This is a genomic window from Caulobacter sp. DWR3-1-2 (assembly GCF_049896225.1).
Lineage (GTDB): Bacteria > Pseudomonadota > Alphaproteobacteria > Caulobacterales > Caulobacteraceae > Caulobacter.
In genome coordinates, this window is record NZ_JAFCTW010000008.1 from 20,243 (window position 1) to 36,367 (window position 16,125).

General features: G+C 67.6%; 13 protein-coding genes and 1 pseudogene. 5 read left to right on the forward strand and 9 right to left on the reverse strand.

The features are described 5' to 3' along the window. Nucleotides 1-124: 124 nt before the first annotated feature. The 4 genes from ACP696_RS12665 to ACP696_RS12680 are packed head-to-tail and all read right to left on the reverse strand — an operon-like array spanning nt 125 to nt 3,886. The gene (locus tag ACP696_RS12665) at nt 125-292 is read right to left on the reverse strand and encodes a hypothetical protein (RefSeq protein WP_426013535.1); all 168 of its coding nucleotides are present in this window, start codon (nt 290-292) and stop codon (nt 125-127) included. Beyond that, the gene (locus tag ACP696_RS12670) at nt 286-858 is read right to left on the reverse strand and encodes a hypothetical protein (RefSeq protein WP_426013537.1); all 573 of its coding nucleotides are present in this window, start codon (nt 856-858) and stop codon (nt 286-288) included. Before ACP696_RS12670 ends, ACP696_RS12665 begins: the two co-directional genes overlap by 7 nt. Continuing rightward, the gene (locus ACP696_RS12675) at nt 855-2,366 is read right to left on the reverse strand and encodes a hypothetical protein (RefSeq protein WP_426013539.1); all 1,512 of its coding nucleotides are present in this window, start codon (nt 2,364-2,366) and stop codon (nt 855-857) included. Before ACP696_RS12675 ends, ACP696_RS12670 begins: the two co-directional genes overlap by 4 nt. Beyond that, nucleotides 2,363-3,886 carry a tetratricopeptide repeat protein gene (locus ACP696_RS12680; RefSeq protein ID WP_426013540.1) on the reverse strand — a complete coding sequence of 508 codons (1,524 nt, stop codon included), beginning with the start codon at nt 3,884-3,886 and terminating at the stop codon, nt 2,363-2,365. Before ACP696_RS12680 ends, ACP696_RS12675 begins: the two co-directional genes overlap by 4 nt. 220 nt (nt 3,887-4,106) lie before the next feature. Between ACP696_RS12680 and ACP696_RS12685 the strand changes: the two genes are divergently transcribed. Next, nucleotides 4,107-5,879 carry a vWA domain-containing protein gene (locus ACP696_RS12685; RefSeq protein WP_426043863.1) on the forward strand — a complete coding sequence of 591 codons (1,773 nt, stop codon included), beginning with the start codon at nt 4,107-4,109 and terminating at the stop codon, nt 5,877-5,879. Here the strand turns inward: ACP696_RS12685 and ACP696_RS12690 are convergent. Then, nucleotides 5,877-5,989 (reverse strand): annotated as a pseudogene (locus ACP696_RS12690) (hypothetical protein); the annotation flags it as partial. The gene ACP696_RS12685 and the pseudogene ACP696_RS12690 overlap by 3 nt on opposite strands. Before the next feature lie 4 nt (nt 5,990-5,993). Continuing rightward, on the reverse strand, nt 5,994-7,229 hold the full coding sequence (locus tag ACP696_RS12695) for an acyl-CoA dehydrogenase family protein (protein WP_426013544.1): 1,236 nt from the start codon (nt 7,227-7,229) through the stop codon (nt 5,994-5,996). Here ACP696_RS12695 and ACP696_RS12700 point away from each other — a divergent pair. Then, nucleotides 7,224-7,376: a hypothetical protein gene (locus ACP696_RS12700; RefSeq protein WP_426013797.1), complete on the forward strand. Its 153-nt coding sequence runs from the start codon at nt 7,224-7,226 to the stop codon at nt 7,374-7,376. The two genes, ACP696_RS12695 and ACP696_RS12700, sit on opposite strands and share 6 nt — an antisense overlap. A 2-nt stretch (nt 7,377-7,378) precedes the next feature. On the opposite strand, the gene ACP696_RS12705 is transcribed toward ACP696_RS12700, so the two are convergent. Beyond that, a complete protein-coding gene (locus ACP696_RS12705) occupies nt 7,379-8,494 on the reverse strand; it encodes an acyl-CoA dehydrogenase family protein (RefSeq protein ID WP_426013545.1) in 1,116 nt (371 codons plus the stop codon). Between the two features lie 135 nt (nt 8,495-8,629). Here ACP696_RS12705 and ACP696_RS12710 point away from each other — a divergent pair, with 135 nt between their 5' ends. Continuing rightward, nucleotides 8,630-9,196, forward strand: coding sequence for a hypothetical protein (locus tag ACP696_RS12710; protein ID WP_426013547.1), 567 nt, complete (start codon nt 8,630-8,632; stop codon nt 9,194-9,196). Here the strand turns inward: ACP696_RS12710 and ACP696_RS12715 are convergent. Together ACP696_RS12715 and ACP696_RS12720 are read right to left on the reverse strand one after the other, a co-directional pair. Then, entirely contained in the window at nt 9,193-10,119 is a 927-nt protein-coding gene (locus ACP696_RS12715; protein ID WP_426013549.1) for a CPBP family intramembrane glutamic endopeptidase, read from the reverse strand. The two genes, ACP696_RS12710 and ACP696_RS12715, sit on opposite strands and share 4 nt — an antisense overlap. A gap of 51 nt (nt 10,120-10,170) precedes the next feature. Then, on the reverse strand, nt 10,171-10,767 hold the full coding sequence (locus tag ACP696_RS12720; protein ID WP_426043864.1) for a YkgJ family cysteine cluster protein: 597 nt from the start codon (nt 10,765-10,767) through the stop codon (nt 10,171-10,173). Nucleotides 10,768-10,810: 43 nt separating this feature from the next. On the opposite strand from ACP696_RS12720, the gene pepN reads away from it, so the two are divergent. Then, nucleotides 10,811-13,414, forward strand: coding sequence for an aminopeptidase N (gene pepN / locus ACP696_RS12725; protein WP_426013552.1), 2,604 nt, complete (start codon nt 10,811-10,813; stop codon nt 13,412-13,414). 174 nt (nt 13,415-13,588) lie between these two features. Further along, a complete protein-coding gene (locus ACP696_RS12730) occupies nt 13,589-16,123 on the forward strand; it encodes an ATP-binding protein (RefSeq protein WP_426013554.1) in 2,535 nt (844 codons plus the stop codon). Nucleotides 16,124-16,125: the final 2 nt, after the last annotated feature.

Sequence of the window (16,125 nt, forward strand, 5' to 3'; positions counted from 1 at the left end):
TCCTCCCTCTGTGGGGGAGGTGTCGGCGAAGCCGACGGAGGGGGGAGTGATCGGGGGTCAACCGAAAGCCTGATCTATCGATCTTAAACCTCCCCCACCGATCCCACGGGGGGAGGACCGGCGCCTACACCTTCGGCCGGATGACATCGACCGGCGGTGGCGGCGGCGTTACCTGGTAGGCGTCCGGCGAGACCGGCGGCGGTGGGCCACCGGACGGGTAATAGGGATAGCGCGGCGCGCAGGCGGCCAGCGCCAGCAGCAGACCGCCGAGCAGGAGCGCCGTCCTCAGCATCCCGAACGCCCGCCGTCGCGGGGATCGGGACGCGGACCAGAGGCCAGGCTACCGTTCGGGCTGAGGCCCAGTCCGTCGCGGAAGCAGCGATTGTCGGCGCGAGGATCCCAGTACTGGGTCGAGCCGTCCGGCGCCCGGAACGACCAGCGTTCGCCCGTCCGGCCTGTGCGGCCGCTGACATTTATGTCGCCAGGGCCGTCGGAGCTGACGCGATAGGAGTCGCCCGACAGCTTGTCGACCGCGCAGGTCTCGGTTACGCCGGCCCGGCTGAGGTCGCCACGCATCGCCGCCGACGAGCCCGTCTCGCGGTTGAAGGCGCTGACCTCGGTCTGGCCTTTTCCCCCCACAAACACCTGGGTGCCCGTGGCGCGGTCATAGGTCATGACGTCGGGCGCCTCGCCGGTCAGCGGCGCGCCGCACGGCGTGGGGCGGCGGCTTGGCGGGCCATTGGAAGGTCCATAGCCGCCGGGAACGCCATAGGCTCCGGACTGTTGCTGGGCCCAGGCGCCGGTCGAGGCGGTGGACGCGATCAGGGCGGCCAACAGGCCGGTGGCAAGCTTGCTCATCGCGAGGCTCCTCCTCTAGGCGCCTTGGCCGGACACGCGACCTGGACAGCCAGACCGGACGGAGACGAAACATAGCAAGGCGGCGGATAGGGTTGGGGCGAACCAGGACCGGCGGGGCCGCCGGCGGCGGCCGAGGCGTCCTGCAAGTCAAGCGACCGGCCGGCCAAGTACGCGTCACCCGGCAGGGTCGGCATGGCGGCGGTGGCGGTCAGGGCGGCGACCGGCCAATAGTTGTCGAAATCGACCCGGGCCCGGTCGCGCGGGGTACGGAACAGCTCCGGCCCCTCGAACCAAGGCTCGCAGGTCAGCTTGCCGTCGAAATAGCCGGTGATCAGCGCCTCGCAGCCGCCCGGCTTGGCGTAGACGCGGTTGTCGCGAGCCCGTACCTGGGCGCCGTTGTCGGCGAACAGGCCGGCGCGCATGACGCCGGCGATGGCGTTGTCGGACGCGTAGACCGTGCCCGAACCGGCATAGATGCCGACATCGGTGGCCTCGAGCTTACCTTCCAACACCCGCAGGTCGGCGTTCTCCAGCACGATGGCCCAGTCGCTGTCGCGCACTACAGGACGCAGCAGGGTCGTCTCGTCGCCGCCGCCCACATAGACGCCGCGCGAGAAGCCGTCGACATACAGGCCCTCGATCTGCACCAGCTGCGAGCGGTTCATGCCAGCCAGCACGAAGCCGGCCGAACTTCGACTACGACTCGAGCCGGTCCAGTCGCCCAGGCGAATGACCCGGAAATCGCGGATGCGGCTGTCCTCGCTGGCCTCGAACGCCGCGCCGATGGCAGTGGCGGCGACCTCGACATTTTCGGCCATGATCGCGCCGGTGGCCTTGACCACTGCCTGGCGCGTGCGGCCGATGACCGTGACATTGGCCAGCTCCAGCCGGCTTTCGCCGAGGTCCAGCGCCGAGGCGTCGCCTTCATAGCGGATGACAACGTTCTTCAAGGCCAGTTCGGTGGCCCGGCCGCTGATGCAGGAGGACGAACCGGCGCGCAGCGCCTCGATGCTCAGTCCCTCGATGACGACATATTGCACGCCGGCGGCGATGCGGATGCAGGGTTGCCCAGGGGGCGTGACCAGAACCGGCCGGCCGCGCATCGGCGCCGGTCCGTCGAAGATGATGTTCACGGCCCGCGTGACGTTCAGTGAATCAACACAGGCCCGGCCGTTGCGTGACCGCAGGGTCAGGGTGTCGCCTTCATAGAGATGGTCGAGCACGTCGCTGACCTCGCCCGGATAGGCGCGGTCGCAATCCACCGAGGTACGATAGCGGCCCCGCGAGTCGCCGTAGCCGTAGCCCGTGCCATAGCGTGGTTTCTTCTTGCGATAGTGCTTGACCCGGCAGCCGTCCGACAGGTTGGGTTCGAGCAGCAGGCCAAAGCATGGACGGATCTGCTGGTCGATCTTGGCGTCGGGCGAGCCGGCCAGGGCGGGCTGCGGCGTCACGCCGACGATCAAACAGAGAACCGCCAGGGCCGCGATGAGCTGGCGAAAGCGGGTCATCGATAGTCCCTTTCGATATAGGGCCGTTGGCCGTCGGGCTGGCCGCGATCGCCGGCGGCGCGCGGCGGCCGTGAGACCTGCGACAGCAGTTGCTGCAGACGCCAGACCGAGGGCTTGAAGCCGGCCAAGGCGCCGTCCAGCTGATAGACCACGGCCTTGGCCCGGTCCTGGTCGGCCACGCCCTGCAGGCCTAGCGAGAAGAAGGTGGACATGGCGTACTTGGCCTCAGGGGATCCCTGGCGCTCGGCCTCCTCGTACCAGTGATAGGCCCGGGCATAGTCACGCGGCACGCCGACGCCCTCGGAGTACATCACCGCCAGCACCAGTTGGGCCTTGGACGAGCCATTGGTCGCCGCGTACTGCACCGCCCGCACCTTCTCGATCCCGGTCAGGCGGCCGGTGATCGGCCGGCCGATCATCGCCTGGAAGGTCTGGGCGGCGTTGAGGCTGAGCAGGCGCTCGTCGAGGATGGGCGCCGGGATGACCCGCAGATAGGCCAGGGCCTCGCCGATGTGCACGAAGGGCAGTTCGGGCAGCCGCGCCAGGGCCGCCTCCTTGGCGTCGCCCGAGGGGTCGCTTTCGTCGGAGTGTGGCACGCCGGAGTCCGGCGAATCGGGCGGGTAGAACTCGTAAGGCGGGATCCAGCGCTTGGCCTTGGTCTCGACGAAGCCGCCGTAGGACGCGCGCTGCGGCGAGGACCGTTCGAAATCCTTGAGCATCACATAGGCCGACACGTCACCGGTCTGGACGGCCAGATAGTTGTAGAGATAGGCGTCCACGTCGTTGCGTCGGAACAGATCCAGGGCTGCGGCCGCACCGCTGCGCTTGGGCGTTCCGTAGGCCTCGACGGCCTGGAGGTTGTCGGAGGGCTCGCCGAACGGTCCGAAGAAGCCGTCATGCATCCGCGCCAGCACCCGGTAGCCGTCGGCGCCCTGGGTGGAAAGAATGTAGATGACGCGGTTGCGGACCTTCTCGCGTTCCTCGGTCGACATCCGCGACAGCAGGCGATCGAGCGCGCCATAGGCGGCGTGGCGCTCGAAGGCCCTACAGTCGTCGAATCGCGACAGTGCGCCACCGCCGTTCTGGCCGCGGCGCTCGTAGGCGGCGATCGGCGAATAGCCGCCGGCGTTGGAGAGGGCCATGGCGTACCACACCGCCGCCTCGACCTGATCCTCGAGATTCTTGTCGACCGCGCGCTGTCCCTCATAGCGCCGGGCCAGTTCCAACTGGGCAAAGAAGTCGCCGTGGAAACCGCCCTGGCGCAGGGCGCGGATTTCCTGCTGTTGCTGATTGAACTGGCCAGAAACCCCTTGCGCCGCTTGTGGACGCGGGCAGGCGCTGGCGCGCTTGTGAAACCAGAAGGACGGGCCGGTGTCGCAGCCGACCAGCGGGATCACCACCGCCGCCACCACGGCCGTGACCGGCAGGCGGCGGATCAGGGTGACCCGGTTATCGACCACATAGGCCAACGCTCTTCGGAGCGCCACGAGATGAGAAACAGCATTGCTGGTCTCGCGCATCGCTCCCCCTCAGCACGTCGTTAACCATAAAATCCGAAATCACTCATGTGCCTGGGGGCAAACCCTGTCAAGCTCGCGGAACGCTGTTCTGAGCCTCATCACGAGACTGCTCACAGAAGGATTCTCGTCTCAGGTGAATCCCTAGGTTTTTAGTCAAGGCCCAGCTTTGGCCACAAGCCGGGAAGCACCATGGTCTGCAACCTCGGGAGGTTTTCAGATCATGGCGTCATGCATCGCTCGCGTCCTCGGCTCCACGGCGCTTTCGCTGCTAATCGCGGCGAGCGCCAGCGGCCCCAGCCTGGCCCGGCCTGACGTCGCCGATGGCGCGGTGACGCCCGAGGCCTGCGCGGCGCTGGGGTACGCTTCGCCGGCCAACGATCACGAAAGCGTCACTGTGACTGCGACGCGCGCGCGCCCGACGGGAGCCGAGACGGCAGCGCCCCTGCGGCCGATCTCGCCGGCTCGTCGCGCCGAATCGAAGTTTCCGCCCCCTCCTCCGCCTCCGCCTCCCCAGGCCTCCTACAGCGTCGCGGCGCCATCCGTGACGCCGCCGTCCCCAGGCTACATGGCGCAGTATCGCGACACCGAGAAATACCCCGGCGCCGTCGCCAATCCGGTGAAGCGCACCGCCGAAGAGCCGGTCTCGACCTTCTCGATCGATGTCGACACCGCCGCCTACGCCAATGTGCGGCGGTTCCTCAACGAGGCCGCCGCTCCGCCCAACGACGCTGTGCGGGTCGAGGAACTGATCAACTATTTCGACTACGGCTATGCCCGGCCCTCCGCCAAGGACGCGCCGTTCAAGCCGACCGTCGTGGTCGTGCCCTCGCCCTGGTCGAAGGACCGCCAGCTGTTGCACATCGGCGTCCAGGGCTACACCACCCCCCACGCCGACCAACCCCCATTGAACCTGGTGTTCCTGATCGACACCTCGGGTTCGATGTCGTCGCCCGACCGCCTGCCCCTGGCCAAGAAGGCGCTGAATGTCCTGATCGACCAGCTGCGGCCGCAGGACCGGGTTTCGATGGTGGCCTATGCCGGCTCTGCCGGCGCGGTGCTGTCGCCGACCGATGGCCGTTCGAAGCTGAAGATGCGCTGCGCCCTGACCGCCCTGAACTCCGGCGGCTCCACCGCCGGCGGCCAGGGGCTGGAACTGGCCTACGCCCTGGCCAAACAGAACATGGATCCAGATGCGGTCAATCGGGTGATCCTGATGACCGACGGCGACTTCAATGTCGGCGTCAGTGATCCGTCGCGCCTGAAGGACTTCGTCGCCGACCAACGCAAGAGCGGCGTCTACCTGTCGGTCTACGGCTTTGGCCGCGGCAACTATAACGACACGATGATGCAGGCCCTGGCCCAGAACGGCAACGGAACCGCCGCCTATGTCGATGGCTTGCAGGAGGCGAGCAAGCTGCTGCGCGACGACTTCGACAGCGCCCTTTTCCCGATCGCCGACGACGTAAAAATTCAGGTCGAGTTCAATCCGGCCAAGGTCGCCGAATATCGACTGATCGGCTACGAGACCCGGCTGCTCAATCGCGAGGACTTCAACAATGACCAGGTCGACGCTGGCGAAGTCGGTTCAGGCGCGGCGGTGACGGCGATCTACGAGATCACACCCGTCGGCGCGCGGCCGTCGTCCGACCCGCTGCGCTATCGCGGCAAGGCGCCGGTCAAGAGCGGCGGCGACGAGCTGGCGTTCCTGAAGATTCGCTACAAGCCGCCGGGGGGCTCGACCTCGAAGCTGATCGAGCGGCCGATCGGAGCCGGCGACGTGCGCGCCAGCCTGGCCGCCGCGCCGGAGGCGACCCGCTTCGCCGTGGCGGTCGCCGCCTATGGACAGAAGCTGCGGGGTGATCCGTGGGTGGAGGACCGTTTCGGCTGGGATGACGTCACGGCCCTGGCCCAGGGCGCGCGGGGCGATGATCCCTACGGCCTGCGGGCGGAGTTCGTGCAGCTGACGCGGGCGGCGAAGGGCGTGAAGGGCTAGGCGCTCTGCGTCCTTCGAGGCCCGCTGCGCGGGCGCCTCAGGATGAGGAACGCTCTGCTGATTTCCTCATCCTGAGGTGCGAGGCAAAGCCGAAGCCTCGAAGGACGCACATAGCTACCGCCCCGTCGGCATGTCCTTGAACGCCACGTCCTTGTCCACGCGCACGTCGCCCGGCAGGCCCAGCACCCGCTCGGCGATGATGTTCTTGAGGATCTCGTCGGTGCCGCCGGCGATGCGCAAGCCCGGCGCCCACATCAGGCTGGCCTGGAAGGCCGCCTCCATGGGGGCAAGGGACGGATCGGTGAGGATGCCGTATTCGCCCTGGGCCTCGACAGCGGTATTGGCCATTTCCTGCATCTGGTTGGCGGCGATGATCTTGCCGATCGAACTTTCCGGGCCCGGCGTCTGGCCGCGCGACAGGGCGGTCATGGTGCGAAAGCGAGTATATTTCAGGCCTTGCGAGTTGACATACCAATCGGCCAGCTTCTCCCGGAAGGCGTTGTCCTTCAGCGCCGGACCGCTGGGACCGGACAGGCCGCGGGCCAGTTCCATCACTTGGCGGTAGTCGGGCCCGCTGGAGCCGCCGACCGCCAGGCGCTCGTTCATCAGGGTGACCAGGGCGACCTTCCAGCCGTCGCCGACCGCGCCCAGCCGCTGGCTGTCCTTGACGCGCAGGTCGGTGAAATAGACCTCGTTGAATTCGCGGCCGCCCGACATCTGGTGGATCGGCCGGCACGCGACGGCGGCGTCGCGCATGTCGATCCAGAACATGGTCAGGCCCTTGTGCTTGGGCACGTCGGGATCGGTGCGGACCAGGACGATGCCGTAGTCGCAGTAGTGAGCGCCGGTGGTCCAGACCTTCTGGCCGTTGATCACCCAGTCGCCATCAGGATCTGGGCCGTCCTGGACGGCCCGTGTCCGCAGGGCCGCGACGTCGGAGCCGCCGGCCGGTTCGGAGAACAGCTGGCACCAGATCTCCTCGCCCTTCACGGCCGGGGAGACAAAGCGCTGCTTGGTCTCGTCGTTGGCGAAGGCCATGACCGTGGGCACGCACATGCCCAGGCCTATGGTGAAATAGCCGTAGGAAACGCCCGCCTTGGCCTCTTCCTGGCCGAAGATCACCGACTGGATCGGCGTGCCGCCGCCCCCGCCGACCCCCGCGGGCCAGGTAATGCAGGCATAGCCGGCGGCGGCTTTACGGGCCTGCCAGGCCTTGCCGGCCGCCATGTGCTCGGGCGTGGTCGGCTTGGGCTCGCCGTGCTCGGCGCGATGCGCGGCGGCGGCCTCGACCAGCCAGGCGCGAGCCGTCTCGCGATAGGCGATTTCTTCGGGGGAGTCGTTGAAATCCATCTTGGTTCTCCTTGCCTTCTCCCCTTGCGGGAGAAGGTGTCGGCCAGCGGCCGACGGATGAGGGGTCGAAAGGCCTGTCCGGAGAGGTCTGAGAGACCCCTAACCCGGCCCTGCGGGCCACCCTCTCCCGCAAGGGGAGAGGGATAGCGTCAGGCGGCGTTCTTCTTTTCCAATTCAGAAACCAGCCGCTCTTTCCAGAGCTTGGGCGAGCCGGCGACCAGCGCGAGTTGCCGCGAGCGGCGGTAATAGAGGTGGCAGTCGACATCCCAGGTGAAGCCCATGCCGCCATGCACCTGGACGCTTTCCTTGCTGGCGAACCAGAAGGCGTCGGAGGCGGCGATGCGCGCGGCGGCTGCGGCGGTCGGCAATTCCGGCGCGTCGACGTCTAGGGCCCAGGCCCCATAATAGGCGTTGGAGCGAGCGACCTCGTTCTTGACGTACATGTCGGCCATCTTGTGCTTCATCGCCTGGTAGCCGGCGATCACGCGGCCGAAGGCGTAGCGTCCCAGCGCATATTCGCGGGCCATTTCCAGGCAGCGATCAGCGCCGCCCAGTTGCTCGAAGGCTAGCAGCACGGCGGCGCGGTCGAGGATGGCCTGGAGCAGTTCGAAGCCCCGTCCGGACTCGCCAAGACGGTCGGCGGTGGCGCCGTCGAAGGTCAGGCGAGCCACACCCCGTGTCGGATCCAGGCTCTCCAGGGTCTCGACCTTGACGCCGCCAGCCCGCAAGTCGACCAGGAACAGGCCGGGCCTGCCGCTCTCGGCCGCCAGCACGATGGCGATGTCGGCCGCGTCGCCGTCGGTAACCGGGATCTTGACGCCCGACAGCTTGCCGCCCTCGACCTTGGCCGACAGGCTGGACGGGGTGACCGCGCCCGGTCCTTCCGACACCGCCAGGCAGCCGATCAGTTCACCAACGGCGATGCGCGGCAAGATGGCGGCCTTCTGGGCGGCCGTGCCGTACGCCATCACGGCCTCAGCCAACACATAGACCGTCGAGGCGAAGGGAATGGGCGCGACGGCGCGGCCCAGTTCCTCGGCGATGGCGCACAGCTCGACCCGCCCTAGGCCCAGGCCATTGTAGTCTTCCGGAATGGCCGCACCGAGCCAGCCCTGCTCAGCCACGGCGGTCCATAGCCCCGCATCATAGCTCTTGGCCGGATCGTCCAACACGCCGCGCACCACCGAGGGCGCGCAACGGGCGGCGAGGAACTTGCGCGCCTCGTCCTTGAGGAACTTCTGGTCGTCGGAATAGTCGAAATCCACTTGGACTTCCTCCTTGGGTCGCTCTGGCGGCGGCGTCGAGACACGATGGACCGCCTTGGCCTCGAGGGAAAGATTGACCTCGCGTCAAGGATTTCACGTTCTTATGGCGGCCTCGAAACGAGTGAGAGCGCGTGCGTGGCCAAGACCGTCTTTCAGCGGAACCAGAAGGTGTGGGTCGAGAGCGTTGGCGCGTGGGCGACGATCGAGAAGATCGTTCCCATCTGGGCCAAGGGTTTCGACGAACCGGTGCGCGTCACCTACGACGTCGGACTGAACCGCGAGTTCCAGGCCCATGAGCTGAAACCCGAAGACCGCATCGGCGAGGACGGCGGCGTCGCGCTCGCCAACTGGCGCATCCTGCGGGCCCGCAACAAGTGGCAGCAGGAAAGCGACTGCCTGCACCACCCCTATCCCGGGACCTATCCCGTGGTGGTGACCGACGCCAATGACTGGGGCGGCTGGCGCACCCCCGGAGCCGAGTACGATCGCGATCCGCGTAAGATGGAGTTCCAGGCGCGACTGATCGCCGCCGCGCCCCAACTGCACGCCTTGGCCCGCCAGTTGATTGAACTGGCCGCCGATCATCCGGAGGACGCGCCACCGGCCTTGGTGGCCATCGCCCAGCGCGCCGCCGCCATCGAACGGGCCCTGCACGAGGTGCCCGCCGCCGACGCGTCGGTGACCATCCTCGAGGCCAGTTAGCCGGCCTCGATCTGCGCCACCGAAGGCTCGTCCGGAGTCGCTTTGAAATTGCCCTTCTTCCAGGCCCAGTAGAGCACCAGGATCGCTACGCCGGTGCCCACGACCATGGCCGGGACGGACGCCTCGGGCCCGAAGCCGCCGCCGCTCAGCCATTCCGGCGCCCCGGCCTTGGGGGTGCTGAAATACAGGCTCTCCTTGACCTCGATGCCTGACACCCGCGCGCCCCAGATCCAGCCCTGGGCGAAGTTCCAGGCCGCATGGACGCCCACCGACATCCAGATTCGGCCCGTCAGCATGTAGAAGGCCGCCAGCATCAGGCCCGCCTCGATGCTGATGGCGAAGGCGGCCGTCGGCGTGGCGTTGTCGTTGCCCAGGTGCATCAGCCCAAACAGGGCGGCTGAGATGGCCAAGGCCCACCAGGCGCCGAACGCGCGCATCAGCAGGCGCAGGATGATGGCGCGGAAGACCAGCTCTTCCATGGAGCCCGAGAAGATGGCGACAGTGATCATGCCCCAGGCCGACGCGGCGCGCGGTCCGGTGACGTCATAGAGTCCAAAGCCGACCAGCAGCCCAACCACCACGGTCATCATCGCCGCGCCAAGCAGCAGGCCGATCGCCAGCTCCGACAAGGCGGGTCGCAGAGCCAACTCCGAGGGCCACCGCGCTTCGGCCAAGCGCATCACGCCAGCGTAGAGACCATAGCCCGCCGCGCAGATGGCGAGAGTCGCCAGGGCGATCAGCGGCTCGTGCCCGTTGAACCAGACGCCCGGCAGGATCGTGGCCGCCGCGTCGATCAACATGAACGCGACGAACAGCAACACCCCCCAACCCAGGCATCGCAGCCACCGCAGGGGCCCCGGATGCACGAACCGGCGCGAGCCCAGGTCAAGGCCGGCGCTTGGCGCCGTATCGATCAGCGACATTGAATCAGACCCCAGAACAAGCACCGACCTTTGGCGGGATCACGCTTGGCTTCAAGTGACGAACGGTTCAGGTCGCGTTGCGTCGGCCAGTGGCGGCCAGTCCATGCCCGAGCCCGGGCGACGCAGGCGGCTGTGCGAGCTGAATTCCACCGCCGGGCGCGTGACGCCCAGGTCGATCTCGCCGCCGTTCGGCCCAAGCCGCCAACAACGGCGTCCGACCCAGATCAGCACTTCCAGCCCGTCCGCCGCCCCGGCGCTGGCCCAGCCGCGCAAGGTCGCCTCGAACGGTGCGCGCCGCCAAGCCGTGGGCTTGGTCGGGTCGAGCTCGACATGGATCGTGCGGCCGCCCTTGCCGGCGTGCAGGACAAAACCGCTACGGTCTGGCCGCCACGTCTCGTCCAGGCGCTGATCGAGCAGCCAGTCGCAGGCGAAGTCCGCGCAGCCTTGCGGGCGGCCCTCATAGACGCAGCAGCCCTTGCCACGCTTGTAATAGCGGCACCAGACTTGCGGCGCCTTCTCCAACTCGCGCACGCCGATCAGCTTGCAGCACTGGCCGCACTCGCCGCATTCCCGCCCGGTCATCGACGCCCCCTGTGGACCCAGCGGGGTCATGGCGCGGAACTCGCGACAATTCTGCAATCGGGTCAAGTGCGCCCTCGCCCCGACACATCTCCTTGCCTACATTGGCCGGATGCGCACCGACACGCCCCAGCCCGTCCAGCTTTCGGACTATCGCCCCTTCCCGTTCACGATCGAGACCACCGATCTCGAGTTCCTGCTGAATCCCGAGGCGACGCGGATCAGGGCGACCCTGACGATCAAACGCAGCGGCGCGCCCGGCGAGCCCCTGTTCCTGAACGGCGAACGCCTGAAGCTGATCTCGGTGGCCATCGACGGCCAGGCCCTCGGCGCGAACGCATACGCCCTAGACGGCGAGGGCTTGACGATCCACGCCGTGCCAGACGCCTTCGTCCTGACCACCGAGGTCGAGATCAACCCGTCGGCCAACAAGGCGCTGATGGGCCTCTACATGTCCGGCGGCCGGTTCTGCACCCAGTGCGAGGCTGAAGGTTTCCGGACCATCACCTTCTTCCCCGACCGGCCCGACGTGCTGAGCCGCTACACGGTGCGGATCGAGGCGGACGTGGCGTTCCCCTACCTGCTCAGCAACGGCAATCTGTGGGAAGGCGGCGAACTGGACTCCACGGTGGAAGGCGGCCGCCACTACGCCGTCTGGAACGACCCCTTCCCCAAGCCGGCCTATCTGTTCGCCCTGGTGGCGGGCCAACTGGACGTGCTGGAAGATAGCTTCGTCACCATGACCGGCCGGACGGTGGCGCTGAAAGTATTTGTCGATCCTGGCATGGCGCCGCGCGCCGCCTATGCGATGGACAGCCTCAAGCGCTCGATGAAGTGGGACGAAGAGGCGTTCGGCCGCGAATACGACCTGGACCTGTTCATGATCGTCGCCGTGCGCGACTTCAATTTCGGGGCGATGGAGAACAAGGGGCTGAACATCTTCAACAGCTCCCTGCTGCTGGCTGCCCCCGAGACCGCCACCGACATGGATTACGAGCGCATCGAAAGCGTCGTGGCCCACGAATATTTCCATAACTGGACCGGCAACCGCATCACTTGCCGCGACTGGTTCCAGCTGTGCCTCAAGGAAGGCCTGACCGTCTTCCGCGACCAGAGCTTCAGCGCCGACATGCGCGGCGAGGCCGTGCAGCGGATCAAGGACGTCAAGGCCCTGCGCGCCCGGCAGTTCGCCGAGGACGCCGGTCCACTGGCCCACCCGGTCCGGCCGTCCAGCTACATGAAGATCGACAACTTCTACACCGCGACGATCTATGAAAAGGGCTCCGAACTCATCCGGATGCTCAAGACGATCCTGGGCGCCGAGACTTTCCGTAAAAGCCTGGACCTCTATTTCGACCGCCATGATGGCGAGGCCACCACGGTCGAGGCCTTCATCGCCTGTTTCGCCGACGCCTCGGGCCGCGACATGGGCGACTTCTTCGCCTGGTACGAGCAGGCCGGCACCCCAGCGGTATCGCTGACCCACGTCTATGACGAGGCCACCCAGGCGCTGGAGATCACCCTTACCCAGGTCACCGCCCCGACCAGCGGTCAGCCCACTAAGCAGGCTCTGCCGATCCCGGTGACCATCGGCCTGCTCGACAGCGAGGGCGAAAGTCTGCGCGATAGCGAGGTGGTGCTACTGGACACGCCGACCAAGACCGTGCGCTGGGAGGGCGTCGCCAGCACCCCGGTGATCTCGGCCCTGCGCGGCTTTTCGGCGCCAGTGAACCTGACCGTGGACACGCGCTCGGTCAATCGCTACGTGCAGTTTGCCGCCGATCCCGACCTGTTCAACCGCTGGGAGTCCGGTCAGACCCTGGCCCGCGAACTGATCCTCGGCCGCGCCGCCGGGGCCCCCGACGAGGTTGGCGAGGAACGCTATGCCGACGCGCTGGGCAAGGCTCTGATCGACGAGGCCTCCGATCCGGCCTTCAAGGCCCTGCTGCTGACCCTGCCCAGCGAAGGCGACCTCAGCCTGGCCGTCGATCCGGTCGATCCCGCCGCGATCCACGCCGCGCGTGGTCACCTGAAGACGGTCATGGCCGTCCATCTAGGCGACCTGCTGCGACGTCTGCACGGTGATCTGCAGAGCGGCGGCGAGTTCTCGGCCGACGCCAAGGCGGCCGGAAAGCGCGCGCTGCGTAACGGCTGCTGCGACCTGCTGGCGGCCGATCCGCACGCGGTCAATGTCGAGCGCATCGTCGGTCATTTCGAAAGCGCCGCCAACATGACCGACACCATGGGCGCTATCTCAGCCCTGATGACGGTCGGCGGCGAGCCGGCCGAGAAGGCCCTGGCCGACTTCCACGCCCAATGGCGCGACGAGCCGCTGGTGCTTGACAAGTGGTTCTCGGTCCAAGCGCGCGACCCTGGCGACGGTGCGATCGGCCGCATCCTGGCTCTGACGGCGCACCCCGATTTCGACGCCGGCAATCCAAACCGCATGCGGGCCCTGGTCCAGGGATTTTCGAGCGGCAACCCAGCCCAGTTCCACGACGCCAGCGGCGCGGGCTATCGTTTCCTGGCCGACCAGATCCTGGGGGTTGATGGCTTCAACCCCACGACCGCCGCGCGGTTGGTCGAACCGCTGGGCGCTTGGCGACGCTACGTGCCGGCCCTGGGCTTGCTGATGCGGGAACAGCTAGAGCGCATCTGCGGTCATGTCGGCCTGTCAAAGAACGTGTTGGAACTGGTGTCCCGCGCTCTGAATTGACGGCTTGCGGTGCAGCTTGAGCCGAGCGTGGCGCGATTCTCAGCGCCACGGGTTGCGACTAAAAGGCTCATGCGACGCCAAAACCGCCGTTCGTCGGTGACGCATCGGTCGCGGGTGCGGTAGATTCACCATGTCGGCGAAGTGACTCGCCGGGGCTGGCGGGAGCATCGGGCGTTGGAGCGTGGTGGGGCGAGGACCGGGAGGTTGGCGGGAGCCAGTCTGTCGGCGGCGGGCGCGGCCCGTCAGCGCGCCGCGCAATCGCCTTCGCAGGCCTATGTGCGGGTGGCGATCCTTGCCGCCCTGTTGCTGCTGGCCGTCTACACCGCCTTTGGCGTCAACCGCCTCAAGCAGGAAGCCAGTATTCCACCCGGCGGCGCGCCGCTGGCCGCCCAGGCCAAGCTGGTGGCTGGCGCCGTCGAAACCAATCTCGCCGCTCAGCGCGCCGGCTTGTCGGCCGCCGCCGATTTGCTGCAGCGTGACCCTAGCGCTCCCATGGACGCGGCCGAGACCGCTCTGCGCGCCGCCGGCGGCGAGGCCATGGCAGTGGCGGTGGTCGGCTCCACCGCCCCCCTGGCGGTTGCCGGTCGCGACCCGTCAGCCGACTGGATGGTCGCCGCCCGCGCCGCCGCTGCATCGGGCCGTAATGTCTGGATCGGCGCGCCGACCTCCGGCAGGCTCTATGTGGCCGTCGCGACGCCCGTCGGGGGCGGGCGCGGCTTCGTAATCGCCTCCAGCGATCCTTCGCGCCTGATCGCCGCCCCCCCCAAGGGCGCGGCCAGCGCCCTGATGCTGGCCGACGGCCGGATCTTGGCCTCCTCCGGCCGACCCATCCAGGGCGCCGCCAACTTGCGCGAGGCCTTCTCCCTATCGGTCGAGGACGTCAGCGACAGCGCCTCCGCCCTGCGCGGCCAGTCCGCCGATGGCCAGGCGCTGGATGTCGCGGTGCAGCCTCTGGCCCAAGGCGCTCTGTTGGCCGCCGCCAGCGCTCAATCGCGCACCGTGGCCAATGTTGATCGCCAGGTGATGCAAGGCGCGTTCTCGCTGCTGGCCCCGCTGGCCGTTGGCATCGCTTTGGCCCTGATGTTGATGCTGCAGAGCCGCCGGGTCGAGACCGCGCAGAAGGAGTTTGTCGACAGCGAGCAGCGCTTCCGCCTCGCCGTGGAAGCCGCCCGCTGCGGCATTTGGGAATGGGAGCTGGGCGCCGACCAGGTGTTCATGTCCGACGTCACCGGCGCGATGTTCGGCTGGGGCGGCGGCGGCGTGGTGGGCGGACAGGAGCTGCTGGACCGCGTGTCGGTCGACCATCGCGACAAGCTTCGCCAGGCCCTCGCCAATGCCGCCATGTACGGCGCCTTCGACGTATCGTTCCGGGTGCCGGGTCGCGACGGAGGTCGCTCGATCTGGGTCGACGCCCGCGGCCAGGGCTTTGGCAAGCCCGGCGAGGACGGCTATTCGCGGATCATCGGCGTGGCGCTCGATGTCACCGAGGAGCGTCTGGCCCAGGCCCGTGCTCAAGCCGCCGAGAACCGCCTGCGCGACGCCATTGAGAGCGTGTCTGAAGCCTTCGTGCTGTGGGACCGCCAGGGCCGGCTGCTGATGTGCAACCGTAACTATCGCAACGTCTTCAACCTCGAGCCCAAGCTGCTCAAGCCTGGGGCCCCGCGCAGCGAGGTCAACCGCTTCGCCGCCCTGGCCATCAAGCACGACCAACCCGCCCCGGACGGCGCCAAGGGCGTGCGCGAGGCCGAGCTGAACGACGGCCGCTGGATACAGATCAGCGAGCGCCGCACGGCTGAAGGCGGCCTGGTGATGACCGCCGCCGACATCACCGCCATCAAGAACCAGGAAGAAGCCCGCCGCCTGAATGAGGAGCAGCTCCAATACGCCGTGACAGGCCTTGAGCGCAGCCAGGAGCAGCTGGCCGAGCTGGCCCGCAAGTACGAGATGGAGAAGGTCAAGGCCGAGGGCGCCAACAAGGCCAAGAGCGAGTTCCTGGCCAATATGAGCCACGAGTTGCGGACGCCGCTGAACGCCATCAACGGCTTCTCCGAGATCATGATGAACGAGATGTTCGGCAAGCTCGGCGACGCCCGTTACAAGGGCTACAGCCTCGATATCCACAATTCCGGCCAGCATCTGCTGGCCCTGATCAACGACATCCTCGACATGTCGAAGATCGAGGCCGGCAAGATGAACCTGAAATTTGAGCCGCTGAGCCTGGAGGACGTCACCGAGGACGCCGTGCGCCTGGTGCGCAATCGCGCCGAGGCCGCCGGCCTGCAGCTGGAGATCGACTTCCCGGCCCTCCCCGAGGTCGAGGCCGACTACCGCGCGGTCAAGCAGGTGCTGCTAAACCTGCTGTCCAACGCCATCAAGTTCACGCCCCGCGCCGGCCGTGTCACCGTACGGGCCGAGATGCGCCGTGATCCGCTGGGCGAGCGCGTCCGCGTCTCCGTTATCGACACCGGCATTGGTATCGCCGCCGAGGATCTGGCCCGCCTGGCCAAGCCGTTCGAGCAGGTCGAGAGCCAACACGCCAAGACCACCCAAGGTACTGGCCTGGGCCTGGCCCTGACCAAGTCGCTGGTCGAGATGCACGACGGCTCGCTGGAAATGACCAGCGCCCCGGGCGAGGGCACCACGGTCAGCTTCGTGCTGCCGATCAACCAGGGCGGTCTGTCGTCCCTGCGCGACTTCGCGGCGGCGTGATC